The sequence below is a fragment of the Orlajensenia leifsoniae genome (assembly GCF_004570845.1).
GTDB classification, from domain to species: domain Bacteria; phylum Actinomycetota; class Actinomycetes; order Actinomycetales; family Microbacteriaceae; genus Orlajensenia; species Orlajensenia leifsoniae.
In genome coordinates, this window is sequence record NZ_SPQZ01000009.1 from 45,889 (window position 1) to 67,812 (window position 21,924).

Genomic DNA, 21,924 nt, shown 5'->3' on the forward strand with positions numbered 1-21,924 from the left:
GTCCTGCAGCATCGCCTCGACGTCGGACACGGCCATCACCGGGCCTGTGAGCGGGGAGATCGGATTCATGACGTCGGCGTGCACGCTGTCGACCAGGCCGTCGAGCATCGCCACCGCGTCGGCAATCACGGCCTCGTCGTGGGTCTCGACGCCGTGCAGCAGCCAGCGGGCGAGTTCGAGCTCGGCGTAGAGCATGGCGCGCTGCGTGATCAGGCGATCGGATGCCGAACCTCGACCAGCCGTGTAGGCGGCGATCGCGGTCTCGGCGGCCTCACCCCGCGAGGCGAGCAGCCAGTGCAGGTCGCGCGCGCTGTCGCCCACCCGCAGGCCCGACCAGCCGATGATCGCCGAGATGGCGTCGTCGGAGACCAGCAGGGACGCGGCGCTCAGTGAGCCGTTGATCACGACGGGGGCGAACTGCCAGAGGCTGTCGTCATCGGTCGCCTCCTCCCAGCGCCGCAGGAGTGCGGCCGGCAGGTGCCCCGTGTCCGCGGCGCGCCCGACGAGGGTGATCGCGGCGGCACGCGCATCCGGAGCCGTCTGCAAGGGCAGCCCGGCGTCCGAGATGAACGAGGTGGGCAGGGAGTGCACCGCGGCGATGGCGCGGCCGACGCTGCCAGCGAGGCCGGCATCCGAGGTCAGATGGTCGAGGCCGACGGGATGCCCGGGCAGGAAGCCGTAGGCCAGAGCGCGGGTGCCGTTGATGGGCGCCTGGCCCAGGTACTCGGGCACGTCGAACGGCAGGCGGCTGCGCACACCCGTCGTGAGCGCACGCAGCGCCACGAGGTCGGCGGCCTGCTCGGTCTCGGCGGCCTGCGTGCGCGGCATCCGCACGATGACCTCGCGGCCGTCGCGGTCTGTCACCACGGCTGAATCGAACTCGCCATGACCGGAACCGCTGTGGCTGCGTGCCGACTGCACGTCGAGGCCGGGAACGGCTGCGGTGGCCAGCGCGGCTAGAGTGAGATGGGTTCGGGCCATGCCTTCAGGGTACGTCCTCGTGCTTCGGCTCGGCCGATCGCCACGCCTTCGCCGAGACCCTCGTTGACCGGCTTTCGCGGCCGGTGCGATGACGACGAACCGAACTGCCGCGCGGAGGATCGGTACCGCGCACATGAGTTGAGGAGATGCCCGGTGAGTGATGGCCCCCTGAGCATTCCGCTCGCCCGCCACCTGCTCGACCGCGACGCCGATTCCCGTTCGCGCGACGGGCTTCTCGAGTCGCTGCTGGCCGATCCGATCACCCGGGTCATCGCGGTGCACAGGGGGCGGGCGCTGCTGTCCGGCGAAGGCGAGGGCGCTGATCAGGGCGCTGATGACGGCGCCGCTGCCGTCGCGGCTCCTGCACTCGCGCTTCTCGATCCGGATGCCGCGACGGGTGCCGAGCAGTACCTCTATCTGGGCCGCAGCACCGATGGACCGCGCGCCGGAACCCCACTCGTCGCCGCCATCGTCGGCGACGAGGTCGCCGCTCGCATCGAGCCCGACCCAGCACGCTGGGCGACGTTGCGCGCCGCCGCACCGCTGCTCTCCGACAGCGATGCCGGACTCTTCGCCGAGATCGCCTCCGTCGCCAACTGGCACGCGTCCCACGGCTTCTGCCCCCGCTGCGGAACCGCGACCATCCCGCAGCAGGCCGGCTGGGTGCGTCACTGCCCGAAGGACGACATCGACATCTTCCCGCGCACCGATCCCGCCGTCATCGTGTTGATCACGGATGCCGACGACCGCGTTCTGCTCGGATCGAACGCCACCTGGACCCCGGGTCGCTACTCGCTCCTGGCCGGCTTCGTCGAGCCGGGCGAATCGCTCGAGCACGCCGTCATCCGCGAGATGAAGGAGGAATCCGGCGTCGACGTGGTCGATCCGGTCTACCGCGGCTCGCAGCCCTGGCCGTTCCCGGCCTCGATCATGCTCGGCTTCCACGCGCGTCTGTCAGACGCGCAGGACCCCGAGAGCCTGGTTCCCGACGGCGTCGAGATCGTCGATCTGCGCTGGCTCACCCGGGAGCAGCTCGCCTCGCCGGGCAGCGGTGTCCTCCTCCCCGGCGCAGCGTCCATCGCCCGCGCGCTGCTCGAGGACTGGTACGGCGGGCCGATCCCCGACCACGAGGGTCGCTGGTGAGCCCCGACGACCTGCTCTCCGGGCTCGACGTGCAGCAGCGGGTCGCGGCCGAGGCGCTCGTCGGACCCGTCAGCATCCTCGCGGGAGCCGGCACCGGCAAGACCCGCGCCATCACTCACCGCATCGCCTACGGGGTGGCCACCGGGGCGTACGCGCCGAACCGGGTCATGGCGCTCACCTTCACGGCCCGCTCCGCCGCCGAACTGCGCGGACGACTCCGGATGCTCGGTGCCGGGGGAGTCGCGGCACGCACCTTCCACGCGGCGGCGCTCTCGCAGCTCGGCTTCTTCTGGCCGCAGGTCGTCGGCGGCAGCGCCCCGGCCATCATCGACGCCAAGGCTCGCGTGCTCGCCCACGCTGCCGAGACCGTGCACCTCAAGGTCGACACCGCCACCCTGCGCGACGCGGCCGGCGAGATCGAGTGGCGCAAGGTCAGCGGGCTGTCGATCGAGCAGTACGCGGCCGTGTCGCACACCCGGTCGTTGCCCGGCCAGCTCGACCTCGAGCGCACGATCGCCCTGCAGCAGGCCTACGAAGACCTCAAGGACTCCCGCAGGCAGCTCGACTTCGAGGACGTGCTTCTGGCCGTCGCGGGCATGATCGAGCAGGAGCCCGCTGTCGCCATGCAGGTGCGCGAGCAGTACAGGTTCTTCGTGGTCGACGAGTTCCAGGACGTCTCGCCGCTCCAGTACCAGCTGCTCAAGCTCTGGCTCGGCGACAGGCGAGACCTGTGCGTCGTCGGTGACGCGAGCCAGACCATCTACTCCTTCGCAGGTGCTCGATCCGAGTACCTCCTCGACTTCCCGAGCCGGTTCCCCGATGCGACCGTCGTGCGCCTCGAGCAGAACTACAGGTCGGCTCCGCCCGTGATCGACACGGCGAACCGGCTCATGCGGGGGCGCCCGGGGGCGCTCACCCTGCTGCCCACCGTCGGTGAGGGGGCAGTGACCGGCCCGGAGGTCGCAGAGAAGAGCTTCCAGACCGACATGGGGGAGGCGCGTGGGGTCGCCCAACGCATCCTCGAGTTGCTCGACTCCGGCGCCAAGGCCGAGGACATCGCGGTGCTCTTCAGGGTGAACGTGCAGTCGGCCGCCCTGGAGCAGGCCTTCGTCGAAGCCGGGCTGAGTTACCTCATCCGGGGCTCGAAACGGTTCTTCGACCTGCCCGAGGTCAAGCAGGCCGTACTGGCGCTGCGTGCTGCGTCGGTCTCCATCGTCGGAGAGCCGCTGTTCAAGTCGGTCAGCGACGTGCTGCGGTCGATCGGGTGGAGCCAGAGTCCGCCCGAGGCGCGTGGAGCTGTGCGCGACCGATGGGAGTCACTCGACGCGATCATGGGCCTCGTCGACGTGGCCGCTCCCGACACGACCTTCCGCGCCTTCACCGACGAGCTGCTCGAACGCCAGCGCTCGCAGCACGAGCCCACGGTCTCGGCCGTCACCTTCGCCACGCTCCACTCGGCCAAGGGCCTCGAGTGGGATCACGTCTTCGTCGTGGGTCTCAGCGAGGGGCTCGTTCCCATCAGCTACGCCAAGTCGTTCGAGCAGATCGACGAGGAGCGACGACTGCTCTACGTCGGAATCACGCGGGCCAGGCGATCGCTCACCCTGAGCTGGGCGCAGGTCGGTCAGCATCAGCGCGCACCCCGGGAACCGTCGAGATTCCTGACAGAGCTCGGCACCCGCACTCCGCGTGCGGCTGGAGCGTCCGGAGCGAGCTCGCGCCGGTCCGCGCGTCGATGACGATCGCAGCAGCGGCCAACCCCGAGTCGCCGGTCCGCAGCCAGCGGTCGATCGCCGTTCCCGTCACGGCCGCCCCGAGCAGGCGGGCCACGGGCTCCTCGGACGACGGCGCCCGATAGGCCAATTGGGTGGCGATGGCCTGCCATGCGGGGTCGGCATCCTGGCGGGCGAGGTCGAGGCAGCACAGGCAGGGACCCTCCGATCCCGGCCGCACGAACGGGCCGACGGTGAGGGTCGTGTCGCCGAACACGACGGCGAGGTGCGGAACGTCGCGGCGCAGCCAGTGGCCGTAGCGGACCGGCCGCACGACGTGGTGGGCGACCAGTACGACGACGTCGGGCGCGCTCCGCGAGGCGGCGGCATCCGGGAGGCCATCGGTGCGACGGATGCCGTGACCCAACGCCGCGAGCACGTCGGCGATGGCGTCGGCCGTCTCCCCGGCGCCGTCGACGATGACGTCGCCGGCGCGAGGCATCGCCACGACGTCGCTGTCGAGGATCGCCGGGGCGAGCTGCGTCAGCAGGGAGTCGACCTGGGTCGGGTCGCTGCCCACCAGGGTTGCGACGACATCGAGGGTGCTGCGCGGCAGCCCCGCCTGAAGCGCCGCGATGATGCGTTCGTCGGTGCTCGTGACCCCGCTGATCGTGGCGACGGGCTCGTCGACGCCGACCTGCAGAGTGTCGGGAGTGCGCCAGACGAGCGGGATGCGGGGGTCGAGTCGGAGCGACATCCCAGCAGTGTGCTCCGGTCTGCGCGGGCGCGCGCCGAATCGTCCACAGGCGCAGCTAGACCTGCGGTTCGCTCGGCCTCTCGGGTCCGTCGTTGCGCAGCAGGTCCTCGAGGGCCTGATCGATGTCGTCGAGAGCGGGCTCGCCGCCCTCGGCCGTCTGAGTGAGGCGGGTGACGAGGCCCATCGGGTCGTCGAGGTCCTCCGACGTCGGCAGGATGTCGGGGTGCGCCCAGAGCGCGTCACGCGCTTCGCCGCCGACGGCATCCGTCACCGCCTGCCACATGGCAGCGGCCTCTCGGAGTCGACGCGGACGCAGCTCGAGTCCCACGAGCGTGGAGAACGCCGACTCGGCCGGTCCACCCGACGCGCGGCGGCGACGCACCATCTCGGCGATCGCGACGGACTTGGGCAGACGTGACGTGGCAGCGGCCGTCACGACGTCGACCCAGCCCTCGACCAGCGCGAGCATGGTCTCGAGACGGGCGAGCGCGGCCAGCTGGGCGTCGGTCTTCGGCGGGATCAGCGAGCCGTTGGTGAGGGCGTCGCGCAGCTGCTCGGGGCTCGACGGGTCGAACTGCTCGGCGAGATCCTGCAGCTGCTCGTTGTCGATGCGCAGCCCACGCGAGAACTCCGTGATCGAGCTGATCATGTGCAGGCGCAGCCAGCGGGCGTGCCGGAACAGTCGGGCGTGGGCGAGCTCGCGCACGGCCAGGTAGATCTGCACCTGGTCATCCTCGACGTCGAGGCCCTCGCCGAATCCGGCGACGTTCTGCGGCAGAAGCGCGGCCTCGCCATCGCCGAGCAGGGGGATTCCGACGTCGCCGCCGGAGACGACCTCGCTGGCGAGCTGACCGACGACCTGGCCCAGCTGCATGGCGAACATCGTGCCGCCGATCGAGCGCATGAGGGAGCCGGCATTGGCCACCATGCTGCGCATCTCCTCGGGAGCCTGCTCCGAGAGCGCACGGGTCAGGGCATCGGCGATGCTCGAGGCGACCGGCTCGGCGAGCTGGGTCCAGACCGGCATAGTCCTGGTGACCCACTGCTTGCGGGTGATGAGCTGGGGCGCATCCGAGAGCTCACTCACGGAGACGACCTCGTCGAGCCACAGCGACGCGATGTTGAAGGCGGCGTCGAGCTGCGCGCGCTGCTCGTCCGTGGGGAAGAGCTGGGTGGCCGCTGCACGGTCTTCGCCGGCCTTGAGCGCGATGCTCCAGTCGATGCCCTCGCTGGAGTTGCGCAGGGCTCCCTGCAGCTGGCTCATCAGGGCGGCGATTGATGCAGGGTCGTTGGGGAGCCCTGCTGCGCCGGCGAGCTGGCTCGGATCGAAGCCGGACCCACCAGCCAGGAACTGCTGCAGCATGTCGCGCAGTTCGTCCTCGGATCCGGGTTCGTCGTCCCGCTCGGGGTTCTCGGCCACTTCAGGCACCTCTCAGTCGCGTATCTCTACGCTAGCCCCGGAACCTTGGTAACTTGTCGGGAAATGCGTCCGCAGGCGGGCCTGGGAGTCCGCCCGTCGCGAACAGCGAGAGCGCGGGGTCGTACTGATGAAGGGAACCCGTTGTCACTGTTCACGGATGCCGCGACCGACGACGGCGCGCGCCCGCCGCGCCGAACGAGGCCGGGCTGGATCATCCTCGGCGTCGCCCTCGTCGCCATCATCGTTCTCGGCGCCATGCCGGCGCCGTACGTGATCGATCTTCCCGGCCCCGTCTACAACACTCTGGGCACGGCCGAGCACGACGGTGAGCAGGTTCCGCTCATCAGCATCCCCGACGAGAAGACCTACGAGACCGAGGGTTCGCTCGACCTGCTCACGGTCTCGCAGAAGGGCAACCGCGAGCAGCAGCCCGGGTGGTTCGAGGTGGCCACGTCGTGGTTCGACCCGACCCGTGCCGTGCTTCCCATCGATGCAGTGTTCCCCGAGGACGTCAGCGACGACCAGATCCAGCAGCAGAGCCAGGCCGCGATGGTCGACTCCCAGCAGGACGCCATCGCGGCAGCCCTCGTCGAGCTCGGTTACGACTTCCCGCGCGAGGTCACGGTCGCCGGAATCACGGAGAAGTCCCCGGCCGAGGGCGTGCTCGAGGAGGGCGACATCATCACGGCCCTGAACGGCGCCGAGGTGCACGACACCCAGGCGCTGCGTGACGCCGTCGCCGACAACGGCACCGACAAGCCCGCGACGGTCGACTACGAGCGCGATGGCGTGGCGGCATCCGCCGAGATCACGCCGATCGACGCCGACGGAACCGCTCTCATCGGCGTCGGCGTGCGCATGAACTACGAGTTCCCGTTCGACGTCGACATCCAGCTCGACAACGTCGGCGGACCGAGCGCCGGGCAGATGTTCGCGCTCGGCATCATCGACAAGCTCACTCCCGGTCTGCTCAACGGGGGAGAGAACGTGGCGGGAACCGGCACCATCGACTCTGCGGGCACCATCGGGGCCATCGGCGGCATCCGTCAGAAGCTCTACGGGGCCAAGGATGCCGGAGCCGACTGGTTCCTCGCGCCGGCGTCGAACTGCACCGAGGTCGTCGGGCACGTGCCCGATGGGCTCACCGTGTTCAGCGTGAAGACGCTCGACGACTCGATGACCGTGCTCGACACCATCGCGAATGGCGGCGACACCAGCGCATTGCCGTCCTGTTCCTCGGCATCCTGAGTATCGGCTGGGCATACGCCGTAGGGCCGTAACCTCAGGGAAACGTTATCTGCCAGTGCCTAGGATGAGTCCTTGAAGCAGTTCAACAGACGAGCAATGAGGCATCTTTCGTGACATCAGCCACCTCCGACCCCTCCGATCGCCGCAGACGGGCACCACTCGTCATCACGATCGTGATCGTCGCCGCCCTCGTGGTGGCGTTCTTCGTGTTCGCGGGCGTCTACGCCGACGTTCTGTGGTTCGACGACCTCGGATTCCTCTCGGTGCTCACCACGCAGTGGGTCGCCGGGGCCTCGATGTTCCTCATCGGGTTCTTCGCGATGGCCGTCCCTGTCTGGGTCGCCATCCAGGTCGCCTATCGTTCGCGACCCGTCTACGCGAAGCTCAACTCCCAGCTCGACCGCTACCAGCAGGTCATCGAGCCGCTGCGCCGCCTCGCCATGTGGGGCATCCCGGTGCTACTCGGCCTCTTCGCCGGCGTCTCCGCGTCATCGCGCTGGGAGCTCACCGCCCTCTGGCTGAACCGCACGCCCACGGGAACCACCGACCCCCAGTTCAACCTCGACATCTCGTTCTACCTGTTCGACCTGCCGTTCTTCCACGCCGTGCTGGGCTTCGCCTCGGCCGTCGTGCTGCTCGCCCTCCTCCTCGGCGTCGCCACCAGCTACCTCTACGGAGCCATTAGGGTCAGCGGTCGCGAGGTGCTCATCGCCAAGGCTGCCCGCATCCAGATCGCCGTCACGGCCGGTCTGTACCTGTTGCTCCAGGCCGTCAGCGTCTGGCTCGACCGCTACACCACGCTCACCGACGCCAACGCGAATATCACCGGTGCGGCATACACCGACGTCCACGCCACGATCCCGGGCCGCGCCATCCTCGCCGGCGCGGCGCTGTTCGTCGCCATCCTGTTCTTCATCACGGCCTTCATCGGCCGCTGGCGCCTTCCCCTCGTCGGCACGGCGCTCCTCATCGTGACCGCGCTCATCGCCGGATCGCTGTACCCGTGGGTCACCCAGCGCTTCACCGTCGACCCGAGCGAGAAGACGTTGGAGGAGCCGTACATCCAGCGCAACATCGACCTCACCCGGCAGGCGTTCGGCGTCGACTCCGTCGAGGAGATCCCGTACAACGCGACGACGGATGCCGAGCCCGGCGCCCTGCGCTCCGACGCCGAGACCACGGCGAGCATCCGCATCCTCGACCCCGCCATCGTCAGCGACACCTTCTCGCAGCTCGAGCAGTTCCGGCAGTACTACCAGTTCCCGAAGGAGCTGAACGTCGACCGCTACACGATCGACGGCAAGAGCCAGGACACCGTGGTGGCGGTTCGCGACCTGAACCTCGCCGGCCTCGACGACGCCCAGACCTGGGTGAACTCCTCGCTGGTCTACACCCACGGTTACGGTCTCGTGGCCGCCTACGGCAACCAGCGCTCGGCCGATGGCCAGCCCGTGTTCCTCGAGTCCGGCATCCCGACCTCCGGCGACCTCGGCGACTTCGAGCCGCGCATCTACTTCGGCACCAACTCGCCGACGTACTCCATCGTGGGTGCGCCCAAGGGCGGCAAGCCGGTCGAGCTCGACTACCCGTCGGGCGACCAAGGCGCCGACCAGAAGTACAACACCTTCGACGGCGACGGCGGGCCGAAGCTCGACAACGTCTTCAAGAAGCTGGTCTACGCACTCAAGTTCCAGTCGGAGCAGATCTTCCTCTCCGACTCGGTCACGACGAGCTCGCAGATCCTCTACGAGCGCGACCCCAAGTCGCGTGTGCAGAAGGTCGCCCCGTACCTCACTCTCGACTCCGAGACCTACCCGACCGTGGTAGACGGACGCATCGTGTGGGTGGTCGACGGCTACACCACGAGCGAGAACTACCCGTACTCGACGAAGCTCAGCATGAGCGACGCCATCGCCGACACCGAGACGCCCACGCCGACCTTCGCGATCGACAACGTGAACTACATCCGCAACTCGGTGAAGGCCACCGTCGACGCGTACGACGGCAAGGTCACGCTCTACGCCTGGGATGACACCGACCCGCTGCTGAAGAGCTGGCAGAAGATCTACCCGTCGACGATCAAGCCGCTCACGGCGATGTCGGGTGCCCTCATGAGCCACGTGCGCTACCCGTCCGACCTGTTCAAGCTGCAGCGGGCCACCCTCGGCCGCTACCACGTGACAGACGCGTCGTCGTTCTACTCGCGCAACGACGCGTGGGTGGTGCCGGACGACCCGACAGCCGCCGAGGCCTCGAACACCCTGCAGCCGCCGTACTACCTGACCATGCAGATGCCCGGCCAGGATGCTCCGGCGTACTCCCTGTACTCGACCTTCATCCCGGAGTCGAAGGGTTCGGTCAGCCGCAACGTGCTCACGGGCTACCTGGCCGTCGACTCTGACGCCGGTGCCGACAAGGGCACCAAGGCCTCGGGCTACGGCAAGCTCAGGCTGTTGACGCTGCCGAAGGACGATACCGTGCCCGGCCCTGGCCAGGTCCAAGCCAACTTCGACGCCGACACCAGCGTCTCGCAGCAGTTGAACCTGCTGCGACAGGGCCAGACGACAGTGCTGAACGGAAACCTGCTCACGCTTCCCGTCGGTGGCGGCCTGCTCTATGTGCAGCCCGTGTACGTCAAGTCGAAGGGCGGCGACGGCTACCCGCTGCTGCAGAAGGTGCTCGTGGCGTTCGGCGACAAGATCGCCTTCCAGGACACCCTCGACGAGTCGCTCGACGTGCTCTTCGGTGGAGACTCCGGTGCCGATGCCGGTGACCAGGGCTCCGAGGCTCCGGGTGAGACTCCGACCGATCCCGAGACCGACCCCGGCACCGGAACCGAGACGGATCCCGGCACCACGCCGACGACCGGTGACCCCGCCGTCGACGCCCAGCTGAAGGATCTGTCCAACCAGGCCAAGCAGCAGCTGAAGGACAAGCAGGACGCCCTCAGCTCAGGCGACTGGGCCGCGTACGGTGTCGCCGACGCCGCGCTCGCCCAGACCGTCGGCAAGATGATCGCGCTGCTGAACGACTGATCGGCGGAGGACTGATGGTCGACCTGCGAGACGGCGACTGGCTCGACGACAACCGGGCGAACTGGAACGAGCGCGTGCCCGTGCACCTGGCCAGCGGGTTCTACGACTCGAGCCCGTTGCGTGCCGGTGGCAGCGTGCTCGACCCGATCGTGGCCGCCGAGATCGCCGAGCTGTTCCCCGACGGTCTCGACGGCACGAGGGTTCTGCACCTGCAGTGCCACTTCGGCTCGGACTCGCTCTCGCTCGTGAAGCTCGGTGCCACCGTCGTCGGGCTCGACTTCTCGCGCCCGGCAGTGCAGGAGGCGCGGCGCATGGCCGCAGAGCTCGGTGTCGCCGATCGTGCGCGCTTCATCGAAGCGAACATCTACGACGCCCGGCATATCCTGCCCGAGCCCGAGTCGTTCGACCTGGTGTTCACGACATGGGGAACCATCGGCTGGCTTCCGGATGTCGCGGAGTGGGCTCGCATCGTGGCCTGGTTCATGAAGCCGGGAGGGCGGTTCTACTTCGCCGACGGGCATCCGACCGCCTTCGTCTTCGACGGGGATTCCGCGGCCGACGGCATGCCGGCTTTCGCCTACCCGTATGTGAGCGATGAGCCCGACATCATCGACGACCCGGGCGACTACGCCGATGACGAGGCGGTGCTCGAGAACGCGCGCACCTGGGAGTGGATGCATCCGCTCGGCGAGGTGATGGCGTCGCTCCGGGAGGCCGGCCTCCGCATCGACATGTTCCGCGAACACCTGCAGGTGCCGTGGCGCATGTTCCCGGTGCTGGTCGAGAAGGAGTCGGGCATGTTCGGCTGGGCCGACCAGCAGTGGTTGCCGCTGGCGTACTCGCTCGTCGCGGCGAACCCTGCTCCGGATCCGGGTCGCTGAGGCCCGGACGCAGTCCGCGGCCGAAGCGCACCCTTCAACGCCCCCCGATTCGTCCTCTGCGCCAAGCCGTGATAAGTTATTCCTTGTGCCGCGGGGTGGAGCAGTTCGGTAGCTCGCTGGGCTCATAACCCAGAGGTCGCAGGTTCAAATCCTGTCCCCGCAACAGTAAGACCCTCGGATCCGCAAGGATCCGGGGGTCTTTTTCTTTGCCCGGACCCGCTCGACTTGTCTTCTCCCGGCCCGCCGGTCTCGCGTTGGGAAGCGAGCGTGGTCGAGTGGGCTCGATCGGTGGCGTAAGCTGATTCCTGTGCCGCGGGGTGGAGCAGTTCGGTAGCTCGCTGGGCTCATAACCCAGAGGTCGCAGGTTCAAATCCTGTCCCCGCAACGATGGCGCGATTGGAGAATTGGTTTCCAGTTCTCGGTAAATCGCTCAGAAGAGGCCGGAAGTGAAGAAATTCGCTTCCGGCCTCTCCTGTTTTGCCGCAGGATGCGTTCTGGGGCAGTCGCGCCATGGTCGATGATGCTGACTTTCCTCTTAATCGACGAATAGCCCGCCGGGAGGGCAGGCTAAAGCTTTCGATGCTTGGATGTCTGGTAGCGCTTGCGACGGTGTCGCCGGGGTGAGGTGCCTACTGGAGTGGAGGGCCGTTCACTGTCGGCTGTCGCCTGGGGAGAGGGTTGCCGTTCGGATCTTTGCGTCGGCGTGTGCGGATTTTGGGCGCTACTACGCGCGTCGTCCGTCGAGCTTCGGCTTCGAAGAAGGATTTGATGCGGTGAACGTTGTCGGCAACGATCGCCAGCGCTACCGCCAAGTAGGTGTGCGCATAGCCGCGACCCGAGCGGAAGTCGGGATCCGCGATATTGAACTTGGTGCCGTTCTTCAGGAGACGATTCGATGCCTCAACCAGGTTCCGCATGCCCTTGTAGTCGGCATGGATCTGGCTCATGTAGGGGAACTTTTGAAGGTTCTTGAGCGGTTGGGCTTTCTCAGAGGACCCGGACGGACGCAACTTTGCAAGCTTTGATGGGACATCCGTCTCTGGGACGAGCATTGGAATGGTGATCGATGCGCGGTTCTTTTCGTTGGGCGTCGGAGTGACCGCGGACTTCGCTGGGTTGGGATAGCGGAATCTCTGGGCGCCGTCGACGTCCACTTGTCCGTGTTCCTTCATGCGATAGTTCTCGCGGTCCGCGATGAGGTCGCGGAGTCGCGCACGCTGGGGCTTTCCCTGTTCAAGTACGATCCGATGGTCCTGATCTTCTTTGGTCTGCTTCGGTGTGTGCTTGGCGCGACGTGATGACTCGGTGAGCGACCCATGTGCGGTCGAGATCGCATCATCGATGTGTCTGTACTCGGTGGTGGCGTTGATGAGCGTTTCAGGCATCCAGTTCACGTACCAGTTGCCGTCGACAAGGATCAGATCCTCATACCAGCCTTGGAGTCCGAGGGTGTTCTTCTTGTAGTCGAAGACGAACTCGACGCCCGCGAGTCGAGCAGGCATGTGGAAGTCTTCGATCTTGCCGCCGTTGTATGCCCGGTCGACCGTGGCAATCAGCCGGTCGAATCCGAGCCGCTTGTGAAAGTCGAGGAGTCGTGCGCCATGGCCGCTGAGCCGACCGGGGTTGTGCATTGTCAGCGCCGTGACCAGGCATGGAACCACGTCCTTCTCGCCCGGCTTGTTCCACACCATCACTGCCGTTTCCACCTCGTACGCGGCGGCATCTGTCGCAGCTCCTTTTCCGTCGTGGTCTTCCTCGCGTCGGTATCGGCCCGAGAGCGGGTCGGCGTTCGAGCGATTGCCTCTCGGCGACGCCGCGTTGGGGCGGCCCTTGATCTCAGCCTTGGTGGCGTCGATGGCGACGTTCCTATGTAACGGTCCCAAATGTCGCGGGGGAGCAGATCCAGCGACGCGTGGAGGATGTTATTGATCAGGTCATCGAATCGGTCGAGCATGGCGTCGGTGTTGGCCCGGTACTCCGGCGTCTGGGTTAGCGCATAGAACTCGGTCCATGCCTCGTCTTTGAGGATCACATTGGTGGGTGCGGGGTACGGATCGATCAGTTCTACGACGCGATCGACGGCTGCCCAGACTCGGTTGTACCATTGCAGATCAGTCCCGTGCTTGTGCGAGATCCCGAGCAGCTCACGGCCGTTGTGCTTGAGACGGCGGCGAATTGTCGTCGCGAGTTCGGTATAGGTGACGGGCAACCCGGCCATGGCGTGCGCGAGGAAGAGGGTAATCACGGCTGTAAGAGGGATGAGAGGTTTGGCGCCGGCGTTCGAGAGCCGCGCTTCCTTCTTCCACTTTGCGAAGTCCTCGGCGGTTCGCGCGGCAGCAACGAGCCGGTGGGCTACTTCGAGGTACACCGTTGGAAGGGTCTCGTTCGCGACCTCGTTCTCGTACTCGTCGTGGCTCCGGCCGAATACGTCCTGCATGCGCTGGCCGAGTCGGAGGTAGCCGCCGGGTTCTTCTGGTCGTGCGGCTGCGCTGATCGACGCGCTGGTAGCAACGCTCATCGGTCGTACCGTCCGCGAATGATCTCGTTGTAGGCGGCGGGTTCGACATCGTCGACGAACTTGAGGTACTTGTCGAGGTTGGCGAACTGCGTGATGCCGGCGGCCTTCATCAGCTCTTTCATGCGGGTGCCCCTGCTGAGGTGCGTGACCAGCCAGGTCGCGCGCAGTTGCGCGCCGTTGGGGGCCTTGCCGATCGTGCTGGCAGTGAAGGTGTTCAGCATGCTTCTGTTGGGCTTCTGTGATGGGCTCATCCACAACGGCGCATCCGCGGGTACCTCGTCCAGAACAGGGATGATCCAGTCCTCCCAAGCGGGAAGCAGCGGTACTGTCCGCGGGTGCTGCCCGCCGCGGATAACAATCACAACCCCCTGAGTGTCGACGGTCACGTCGTTGCGCATCAGTTCGAACTCGTTCGGACGAAGTCCTGCGCCAGCACCGAATCCCACCATCAGACGTGCCTTGCGCCGCTTGAGTTCGGTGTGCTGCCCGTTGGCCCACGCACGAAATCCCTCGATCTGTCTCTCGCTGTAGGGCATCTGGATGTCGCGGCGCGAGATTGGAACCTGCCGGCTGGGGAAGGACGCAGCATTGAGGGTCTCAGAAACTGCGGTGAGGACAGAGCGGTAGGTCGCCCTGGAGCCGGTGTTCTGAACGGTCTCCAGATACTGGTCAATGACCCGTCGAGTGAAGAGCACGTCGCCTTGCAGCGGAAGGCCCTTGTGATTGACGCACCACAGTACAAAGGGAGCGACCACCACCATGAGGCGCTGAACCGAGTACCGTTCGGAAGCGCTGCGCGCGGCGGCGTCCCGTACGAACGGCTTCACGCTCTCCCAACTTGGGGTCGGCGTGCGCGGCTTGTAGCGCTCGACGGCGATGATCATCTCCTCGGAATGGGAGCGGTAGTAGCTTCCGTCGAGGTCAGTCGGAGCATCGGCTGTGCCGGCCGGCCGCCGTCGTGACGGTATCGCTCGGGGGGTGTGGAGGTCGTTGGAAGGCGTGACGGATGTGGATGGTGCGGGGGTCATGCCGAAGTTCGTGTGCGGCGACTTTCAGTGCCTTCGAGGCGAGTCGACTGAGAATCCCTGTTAGCCGGTATTTCTCTTCTTCTCTGGGGGAATATGCGTCTAAAAGGGCGGATAATGTTCACATGTCATCTCGCCGCGTCACAGCACGCGATCGCCATCCGTCGACAAGCGGGTTCGCGTTCGAACCCCGCGCCTTATGCGCTATGCCGAAGGTGTTCGGTCGCTCGAGTGCCCACTTCAGCCCGGCCGACGGTGTAGACAGCACAGATCCGCGCCTTCGCGCTGCCCAGCTTCAGCATTTGATCGCGAACGCCGTTCGCGAAGAAATACTCGCGCTCGGACAGAACACCGATCAATACCTCGGAGCCATCGATGACCCGTTGCCTGGGCTGAGCTACGACCGAGTAATCCGGCTTCTTCGGGGCAAGACGCAGATGCAGCTGGCTGACCTCGTGTTCTGGGCTGATCGGTTCGAGAGCATCCGCAACGTGATCCTTAGGGAACTGAACACCTGACGGGTTTGCACACGTTGGCCTCTTCACACTGGTCACAATTCGACAGATGTAACTAATGGTCGACCGTGAGGGGCAGAAGAAGCCCAGTCAGTCCCTCGAAGCCCATTCCTCTAGGCCTGCCCTCGATGGGGGTGAGATCGTGATCCGGTCTGGATCAAACGTAGAACTGATGCGTCGCGAATTTCAACCGACTCGGTGACAACGTCACAATGATCGACCGCGGACACCCGGCGAAGCTGACCCGCCGAACTACAGCGCCGTGTCGCAGAGTCGTCGGTCGCAGTCGCACACATTCGCCGCCCGAACGTGGCAATTCCAATAGCTTCACCGCCGGTGCGAGATAACAGCAAAATCGCCGATCCCGCGACAAAAACCCGCCCTGGTCTTTCGAATCTGTGCGGCATCCGCGCATGTCTACAGCTGGAGCCGGCACACAGCCGGCCCAGATGGGCGCGACATTGCTGCGAGACGAGAACGCCGAGACGCTTCACCGGCGGACCATGGAGACTATGCGGCCGTCGGAGGGCGACGACGAGCAACGATCAAGGGCGTATGCCGGAGCGGAAGCGGCGATTCTGAGTCTGACGGGAGTAGACGGGGCCATCGCCCGTAGGCCGACCCGGTGGGTCAAAGCGCTTCACCGATACGAGAACTTCTGGCGGGCTTCAGGTTCGCGTCCACGCGAGAACACTCGCGATCGAAGCGCTCTCCCCGACGAGGAAAGGCGCCTCGGAGAGTGGGCGCGGTACCAACGCCGCTTCCACCGAGGGCTGTCCTCGTATCAGCGGACCAGGCTCGAGGTGTCACCCGCGTTTTCGTGGGATCCACATGCAGACTCCTGGTCGGAACAACTCTTGCAATGCCGCGAGTTCCTCCTCAGGACGGGTGCCCTTCCGCGCCTGAACGGTGCTGACCGCGAGGAGTTCATCCTCGCCAGATGGCTGAGTCGACAGCTGACCGCCTCCCACGATGGTCGGCTCCCATCCGCCAGAGCGGCAGACCTCTCGGAACTGCTCCGGGAGAGCCGCCAATAGAAGAGCCAGAGCGACATCGTCCTGCTTTCGCCGAGACAGCATGCCGACGCAAGACGGGGATGGGTATCCACATGCCGTGTGATGCAACGTGAGTCGGGCGCAGCCGAGGTGAAGGATCTCATTCGGAGTGAGACTCGTCTCAGACCGGTGAGACTGAGTTGACCCCGAGATGGGAATACGCCAAGTTCTTTTGTCGTCGAACAACAACTGCTAGTCGCGGCCATGTCCCGGCACGGCCCGTGGGTGGCGATGCTGTGGGAGCTCACGAAAGCCCGCTCGCGTGAGCTGTAGCTCCGCCTCGAACGCCCTCGGCTCTAAGGTCAGCGACGGGCTGTTCGGGGGGTGTGCTGCTGGACTGGCTCTTCATCTGAGTTGTCACGCTGCATCCGAAACTGGACTTTCCGCAAGTAGCGCTGGACCGGGCTCATCACCTGAGTCTGGGGGCTGGCGTCGACGTTTGTACCAGTCGCGTGGCTGGGACGTGGACGCATCGGCACGACGAGTGGTCGCCTGCACAGTGCTGATTGACGAGCGAAATGTTGTTGCGGTTGGCGCACCTTCACCGGGCATTTTCGCGGTCGGGTCATACGGCGACTGAGTCCTTCGACGGTCTGGCGGTGCGCCGTCGAACACGACGATGACGGTGAGGGACCCGTATTGGCGACGCTGGGTGAGCAGATGCGCCTATCGCGCCGGCGGAAAGTTCGCACGCGGGCACCGCGACCGCGCTGGCGAGCCCGCATGCGGCGGCGGCGCCGCCCAGTTATCAGGACTCCTCCGTCTCGAACGCAGTTGCGAAGCGCAGTTCACCTTGCGGTTCGAGGCCACGGAAGACCATGGTCTGAATGATGCGAGGGTCGAGGTCGCGATAGGTCACACCTGTGCCGCCGGTGAAACCCATGCCGCTGTAGACGAGTGGGTTCCCGATGAGTGCACACCCTCGAGCCCCCTGCTCCCGGTGCAGCCGGATCCCCTCGGCGGTGAGCGCTGCTCCCTGTCGTTGGCGGTCGGCGCGCACGGAGATCGGACCCAGGCCGAACCATGAATTGTGCGTTCCGTCGATGGTGACTGGAGAGAAGGCGACGTGTCCGACGATGAGGTCGTCCTCCACGGCCACGAGTGACAGTGTGAGGTCGCCTGCCGCTCGGAGCGCGTGGAGGATCGGCGCTTCTAATCCGTCACTGAACGACATCGGCTCGAAGGCCGTCCTGGTTAACTCGTCGATGGCCTCGACGTCGTCAGGACGTTCAGGTCGAATGATCACTGATCCCCCTCATCCCGCGGCGCACGGGCCAGCGCACCAACGACAGAGTACGAGGCTGGCATCATGCCTGTCGACGACTCCACGGGGCGACGGCGATCGCGACGAGGGCGAAGACGGCGCTTCCGAGGAAGACCCAGCGCATGCCGTCAACGACGACGCCCTCAGCGGTGGCGGTTCCGGTGAGGCCGAGCACGCCGACGAGCACGGCTACGCCGAGGGCACCGCCGAGTTCCTGTGCCGACGAGTTGGCGCCGGATGCCGCAGCCAGGGTCGCCGGCCGGGCTGCGCCGAGCACGAGGGCCTGTACGACGGGAATGGCAGCGGATGCGCCGACACCGGCGATGACGAGAGGGACGAGGGCAGCCGCGTAGTCGGTACTGCCTGCGTTCACAGCGAGGAGGCCCATTCCGAGTGCCTGGAGGATCAGCCCGACGAGAAGCACCGGACGGTCTCCGACGCGTTCCGCGACGAACCCCGCGAGGGGAGCGACCACGAAGAGGGTCGCCGTCCAGGGCAGTAACCGCAGTCCGGCGCCGGCGGCATCCGTCGTATAGAGGACCTGGAAGTACTGCGCGAGGAAGTACACCGATCCGTATAGGGATGCGAACAGCGCGAGCGTGGTCAGGAGCGCTCGGGTGAACTGCCTGTCTCGCAGCAGAACACGGGGTATCAGTCCGTTCGGCGTTCGTCGAAGATGACGCACGAAGAGGACGCCCAGCACGATCCCGGCGACACCCGAGACGAGAACGAGCGGATCGAGTGGTCCGCGAATCGGCCTGGTGGCGACAGCCAGAACGATCAGGGCGGCGGATGTCGCAGCCAGCAGGGCACCGCGGAGGTCGATGGGTTCGCGGCGGCCGGGTCCGTCGGCCCTCACCGCCAGAAGGCAGACGACGACGGTGACCACGGCGATGGGCAGGTTGAGCCAGAACACCCAGCGCCATCCGAGCCCCGTGGTGACGATGCCTCCGAGAACGGGACCGGCGACGGTGGCGACGCCGGTGAGCGCTTCAAGGAATCCGAGGGTACGGGTGGTGCGCATCGGGCCGACGGACTCGACGAGCAACGAGATGGCGAGTGGGATGACGAGCGCCCCGAACGATCCCTGCACAGCGCGCGCCCCGACGAGGAACGCCAGGTTCGGCGCGAGACCGCAGAGGAGCGACGCACCGGCGAACCCCAGGAGACCGGTGACCAGCATCCGTCTCGGCCCGAATCTGTCGCCGAGTCTCGCTCCGACGAGCAGGAGCGAAGCGAAGGGGATCGCGTAAGCGGTAACCACCCAGAACAGCTGATCGTGGGCGGCGCCCAGTTCCACCCTGATCGTGAGCAGCGAGGTCGCTACGATCAGCAGGTCGAGCGAGATCATGATCGAGGCGAGCGCGGCCACAGCGAGCATCCACCCGGGACTCGTCGCCCGCACTACACCGCTAAGGTTGCGCACTACGCGCCCTGGGTCGCCGCCCATGCGGCGATCCGTCTGGCGCTCTCCTGCTCTGGGAGGTCCTCCACCCTCGACATGATCGACCAGCGCACCCCGAAAGAATCGCGGATCGACGCAGCGTCCATGTCACCCCACGCCTGCTCGTTGCCGTAGATCAAAAGCATGCACTTCATTGAGTTCCCCATCGATGCGTTGAACCAGCCTTAACCATGCGACGAATAACGACAGGGCGAAATCGACACACTCAGCTGTATTCCCATGCCAGTCATCGATGCAACGCGATCAGGAAGACTGGACACCACCAGTGAGCCCTTCGAGCACTGAGGGAGCAGGTGGTCACCACTGCGCGACCGTGACCACATAGCCATCGGCTTGCGGGCGGCCTGTCATAGCAGGGGGAGTGGGCTTCACAAGCCATCGGAGGGGTGTTCGGTTTCGTCGCGTTTCTCGTTATGTTGATGCAAACGTCATTCGGCGTCGGCCTGGTTGGCGCGGCCATCGGGATGGGGGGCGATGTCCAAGGAAGAGAACGCGCGTGAGGGGGCTCAGGCCGTGGTCCCTGACGACGAGATGCTCGATGTCGCGCTCGTCACGCCTCGCGGCTCCACGTTTGCGAGCCTGCTCGGTGCCGCGGCCGGTGCCGGGCTGGGCGGGAACAACGCGACGGCATGGGGCGTCACCGGCGGCATCCTCGGTCAACGGGCCAACAGTGCCGCGAAGGGCAGCTACCCCTCGATCGTGCTCGCGGTGTCGGCGACGAAGCCAAACGTGCTCGGTCTCACCCGGACGGGCATCGGCGGATGGAAGCATCTCCACCCTGTAGCCCACATCGACCGCAATGAACTCGCATCCAATCGGCACCACAGCGGAACAGTCTGCGTCATCGAACTGACCGACACCACGACGGGAACCACGCCCGAGTTCGAGGCGCGGAACATCGGGGGCCTCGGCCTGAAGGACTTCCTCGCCGAACTCGGCGAAGAGACGAACGAACAGAAACGAGGGAACAGCGAATGACCACGACGACCACGAACGCACGCCTCGGTCGGCTCTTCGAGCGCCGCGACGACCGCGACTTCCCTTACTACGACGGTGAGCCGACCGAAGTCGCTGCATGGAAATGGATTCTGATCATCCTCGGCTGCGTGGCCGGGTTCATCGCACTGACGAGCATCCCGAGCGAGAACAACGTCGGCGGCCTGTTCGCGCGCGCACTGTTCCCGGCCATCATGCTCGCCGTGTTCATCCTGCTCACCGGACGGTACTGGTCGGCGATCTTCCGGAAGCTGACTGGAAGCGATTGGTTGAACATGGTTGTGTTCGGTCTGCTGACGATCGTGGTCACATTCCTTGTCGGGTTCGTCATCCGCGAACTGTTCGGCGCTTCACCGAACACCGCTGCCGAGGGTCTCGCGGCCGGTGGCCCGATCGAGATCATCGCGTTCTTCGCCGGCACTGCCATTCAGCTGTTCGGCGAGGAACTGTTCACCATCCTCCCGTTCCTCGCAGTGATGTACCTGCTGCACTCGAAGGCGGGAGTCGGACGCAACACCTCGGCGATCCTGGCGTGGCTGATCACCGCGCTCTGGTTCGGGGCCGCTCACCTTCCCACCTACGACTGGAATGTCGTGCAAGCCCTAGTCGTCATCGGCGTCGCCCGCCTCGTGCTCACCCTGGCGTACATGCGCACGAAGAACATCGCGGTCTCCACCGGAGCCCACATCATCAACGACTGGATACTCTTCGGAGTCCCCCTCGCCACCAGCGCTACCCTCATCTCCTGACACCTCTCGTCCACGAGAGGAACGCCCGTAGGCTCACCCCTAATGCGACACCCTGGCGGATCGTCAGCGTGACTGCGTTGAACCGCGGCTACGGTTGTGCATCGGGCAGAGACACGCTCTTGGGCATTTCAACGTGCTGCACGAGCATCGCTCATATCAACGGAGGACTCGCCAAACAAGCCGTTATTTTCCGGCGCCATGCTGGCTATTGTGAGTGCCAGTCAACCGGTCGGTGAGCGTGGTGGGGGTCCAATTGTCCAAGGTAGAGAATTCCGGCACGATCGACCGAGACGCGCGAGGTTGGCGCGGTTTCTGGAATCGCGGTGGGCTGCTGAAGGCCCTTCTCATCGCAATCGTCTACGTCATCCTGTACAACCTCGCCGGACTCCTTCTCATCCCGGTGGTCGGCGGTCTGATCTCAGACGACTACCTGAGTGACCCGCTGTCGGCATTCATCGTCATCGGCCTGCAGCCGCTGGTCGGGTCGGTGGTCCTGATCATCTTCGCGCTGAGTCTCGGCTGGCTGCCGCGTCCGCTGTTCGGCCGGCAGCCACCCCTGTCGCGCAAGTGGTGGTTCTGGGTCGCGCCCGTCCTCATCCTGATCCCGATCGTGTTCCACTTCTTCGGCATCGACTACGCCCGATACGGCATTGCGGTGGTCCTGTCGGTGCTGCTCGCAGGTCTGTTCGTCGGCTTCTCCGAAGACTTTGTGACCCGAGGGATGGCGGTGGTGTTGCTCCGTCGCCGTGGCTACCGCGAGTGGGCCGTGATGGCGCTCTCCTCGCTGATCTTCGCCGGCATGCACCTGTCCAACCTGATCGCCGGTCAGGACATTTCGACCGTCGGGCCGATCGTGATCTACACGTTCGCGTTCGGTGTGTGCATGTACGCGACTCTTCGCGCCGGCGGCAACCTGATCTGGCCCATCATCCTGCACGGTCTCACTGACCCCACCAGCATCCTCGCGGCCGGTGGTATCGACGATTCAACCCATGCCACCTTCAACTCGTCGAACATGGTCGCTGTCGTCGGAACCGTCGGCTACGTGGTCTGGGCTGCCGTGCTCCTCATCATCACCCGCGGTAATGCACAGGGCCGAGCCGACGCCGACGAGGAGCCACGCGAACTAGTCAAGCGCCCCGCCTGACGACCCGTTGGTC

15 protein-coding genes, 2 tRNA genes and 3 pseudogenes are annotated in these 21,924 nt (G+C 65.9%); 11 read left to right on the forward strand and 9 right to left on the reverse strand.

Annotated features, from left to right (window positions below):
• Nucleotides 1-240 precede the first annotated feature (240 nt).
• Nucleotides 241-1,116: pseudogene (locus tag E4M00_RS18230) on the reverse strand (phosphotransferase); the annotation flags it as partial.
• A gap of 18 nt (nt 1,117-1,134) precedes the next feature.
• On the opposite strand from E4M00_RS18230, the gene nudC reads away from it, so the two are divergent.
• Both nudC and E4M00_RS16950 read left to right on the forward strand, forming a co-directional pair.
• Nucleotides 1,135-2,124: an NAD(+) diphosphatase gene (nudC, locus tag E4M00_RS16945; RefSeq protein ID WP_240037257.1), complete on the forward strand. Its 990-nt coding sequence runs from the start codon at nt 1,135-1,137 to the stop codon at nt 2,122-2,124.
• The gene (locus E4M00_RS16950; protein WP_135121656.1) at nt 2,121-3,863 is read left to right on the forward strand and encodes an ATP-dependent helicase; all 1,743 of its coding nucleotides are present in this window, start codon (nt 2,121-2,123) and stop codon (nt 3,861-3,863) included. Before nudC ends, E4M00_RS16950 begins: the two co-directional genes overlap by 4 nt.
• Here E4M00_RS16950 and E4M00_RS18115 read toward each other — a convergent pair.
• Nucleotides 3,802-4,593, reverse strand: a pseudogene (locus E4M00_RS18115) (TOMM precursor leader peptide-binding protein); the annotation flags it as partial. The gene E4M00_RS16950 and the pseudogene E4M00_RS18115 sit on opposite strands and share 62 nt — an antisense overlap.
• Nucleotides 4,594-4,648: 55 nt before the next feature.
• Nucleotides 4,649-6,013 carry a zinc-dependent metalloprotease gene (locus tag E4M00_RS16960; protein ID WP_167756944.1) on the reverse strand — a complete coding sequence of 455 codons (1,365 nt, stop codon included), beginning with the start codon at nt 6,011-6,013 and terminating at the stop codon, nt 4,649-4,651.
• A 141-nt stretch (nt 6,014-6,154) separates the two neighbouring features.
• Between E4M00_RS16960 and E4M00_RS16965 the strand changes: the two genes are divergently transcribed.
• From E4M00_RS16965 to E4M00_RS16985, 5 genes are all read left to right on the forward strand, one after another.
• Entirely contained in the window at nt 6,155-7,261 is a 1,107-nt protein-coding gene (locus tag E4M00_RS16965; protein WP_240037259.1) for a YlbL family protein, read from the forward strand.
• Between the two features lie 110 nt (nt 7,262-7,371).
• Nucleotides 7,372-10,296 carry a UPF0182 family membrane protein gene (locus tag E4M00_RS16970; RefSeq protein ID WP_193555608.1) on the forward strand — a complete coding sequence of 975 codons (2,925 nt, stop codon included), beginning with the start codon at nt 7,372-7,374 and terminating at the stop codon, nt 10,294-10,296.
• A 14-nt stretch (nt 10,297-10,310) separates the two neighbouring features.
• A complete protein-coding gene (locus E4M00_RS16975) occupies nt 10,311-11,177 on the forward strand; it encodes a class I SAM-dependent methyltransferase (protein ID WP_135121659.1) in 867 nt (288 codons plus the stop codon).
• Between the two features lie 89 nt (nt 11,178-11,266).
• Nucleotides 11,267-11,340: transfer RNA gene (locus E4M00_RS16980), tRNA-Met, on the forward strand.
• 148 nt (nt 11,341-11,488) lie between these two features.
• Nucleotides 11,489-11,562 (forward strand) — tRNA-Met (locus tag E4M00_RS16985).
• 244 nt (nt 11,563-11,806) lie between these two features.
• On the opposite strand, the gene E4M00_RS16990 is transcribed toward E4M00_RS16985, so the two are convergent.
• Genes E4M00_RS16990 through E4M00_RS17000 form a run of 3 tightly spaced genes read right to left on the reverse strand, consistent with a single transcriptional unit; the run spans nt 11,807 to nt 14,579 of the window.
• Entirely contained in the window at nt 11,807-12,871 is a 1,065-nt protein-coding gene (locus E4M00_RS16990) for a hypothetical protein (protein ID WP_135121660.1), read from the reverse strand.
• A complete protein-coding gene (locus E4M00_RS16995) occupies nt 12,868-13,695 on the reverse strand; it encodes a hypothetical protein (RefSeq protein WP_135121661.1) in 828 nt (275 codons plus the stop codon). Before E4M00_RS16995 ends, E4M00_RS16990 begins: the two co-directional genes overlap by 4 nt.
• Nucleotides 13,692-14,579 (reverse strand): site-specific integrase, encoded by an 888-nt coding sequence (locus tag E4M00_RS17000; protein WP_135121662.1) that lies wholly within the window; start codon nt 14,577-14,579, stop codon nt 13,692-13,694. The genes E4M00_RS16995 and E4M00_RS17000 overlap by 4 nt, the downstream gene beginning before the upstream one ends.
• A gap of 266 nt (nt 14,580-14,845) precedes the next feature.
• Here E4M00_RS17000 and E4M00_RS17005 point away from each other — a divergent pair, with 266 nt between their 5' ends.
• Nucleotides 14,846-15,238, forward strand: a complete 393-nt coding sequence (locus E4M00_RS17005; protein ID WP_135121663.1) for a hypothetical protein — start codon at nt 14,846-14,848, stop codon at nt 15,236-15,238.
• A 1,800-nt stretch (nt 15,239-17,038) separates the two neighbouring features.
• Here E4M00_RS17005 and E4M00_RS17010 read toward each other — a convergent pair.
• From E4M00_RS17010 to E4M00_RS17020, 3 genes and pseudogenes are all read right to left on the reverse strand, one after another.
• Nucleotides 17,039-17,536, reverse strand: coding sequence for a GNAT family N-acetyltransferase (locus E4M00_RS17010; RefSeq protein WP_135121664.1), 498 nt, complete (start codon nt 17,534-17,536; stop codon nt 17,039-17,041).
• 61 nt (nt 17,537-17,597) lie between these two features.
• A complete protein-coding gene (locus E4M00_RS17015; protein ID WP_204773034.1) occupies nt 17,598-18,935 on the reverse strand; it encodes a DHA2 family efflux MFS transporter permease subunit in 1,338 nt (445 codons plus the stop codon).
• A 44-nt stretch (nt 18,936-18,979) separates the two neighbouring features.
• Nucleotides 18,980-19,096 (reverse strand): annotated as a pseudogene (locus E4M00_RS17020) (VOC family protein); the annotation flags it as partial.
• A gap of 397 nt (nt 19,097-19,493) precedes the next feature.
• Here E4M00_RS17020 and E4M00_RS17025 point away from each other — a divergent pair.
• The 3 genes from E4M00_RS17025 (at nt 19,494) to E4M00_RS17035 (ending at nt 21,911) form a co-directional block, all read left to right on the forward strand.
• On the forward strand, nt 19,494-19,997 hold the full coding sequence (locus E4M00_RS17025; RefSeq protein WP_135121666.1) for a hypothetical protein: 504 nt from the start codon (nt 19,494-19,496) through the stop codon (nt 19,995-19,997).
• Nucleotides 19,994-20,764 carry a CPBP family intramembrane glutamic endopeptidase gene (locus E4M00_RS17030; protein WP_135121667.1) on the forward strand — a complete coding sequence of 257 codons (771 nt, stop codon included), beginning with the start codon at nt 19,994-19,996 and terminating at the stop codon, nt 20,762-20,764. Before E4M00_RS17025 ends, E4M00_RS17030 begins: the two co-directional genes overlap by 4 nt.
• A gap of 214 nt (nt 20,765-20,978) precedes the next feature.
• On the forward strand, nt 20,979-21,911 hold the full coding sequence (locus E4M00_RS17035; RefSeq protein ID WP_135121668.1) for a CPBP family intramembrane glutamic endopeptidase: 933 nt from the start codon (nt 20,979-20,981) through the stop codon (nt 21,909-21,911).
• The last annotated feature ends 13 nt before the right edge of the window (nt 21,912-21,924 follow it).

Bases quoted from the DNA above. Each gene is read 5' to 3' on its own strand.
- E4M00_RS17015 (WP_204773034.1), bottom strand. From the start codon at position 18,935: ATGCTCGCTGTGGCCGCGCTCGCCTCGATCATGATCTCGCTCGACCTG.
- E4M00_RS17005 (WP_135121663.1), top strand. From the start codon at position 14,846: ATGTCATCTCGCCGCGTCACAGCACGCGATCGCCATCCGTCGACAAGC.
- E4M00_RS16995 (WP_135121661.1), bottom strand. From the start codon at position 13,695: ATGAGCGTTGCTACCAGCGCGTCGATCAGCGCAGCCGCACGACCAGAA.
- E4M00_RS17000 (WP_135121662.1), bottom strand. From the start codon at position 14,579: ATGATCATCGCCGTCGAGCGCTACAAGCCGCGCACGCCGACCCCAAGT.
- E4M00_RS17030 (WP_135121667.1), top strand. From the start codon at position 19,994: ATGACCACGACGACCACGAACGCACGCCTCGGTCGGCTCTTCGAGCGC.
- E4M00_RS17025 (WP_135121666.1), top strand. From the start codon at position 19,494: ATGTCCAAGGAAGAGAACGCGCGTGAGGGGGCTCAGGCCGTGGTCCCT.
- E4M00_RS16975 (WP_135121659.1), top strand. From the start codon at position 10,311: ATGGTCGACCTGCGAGACGGCGACTGGCTCGACGACAACCGGGCGAAC.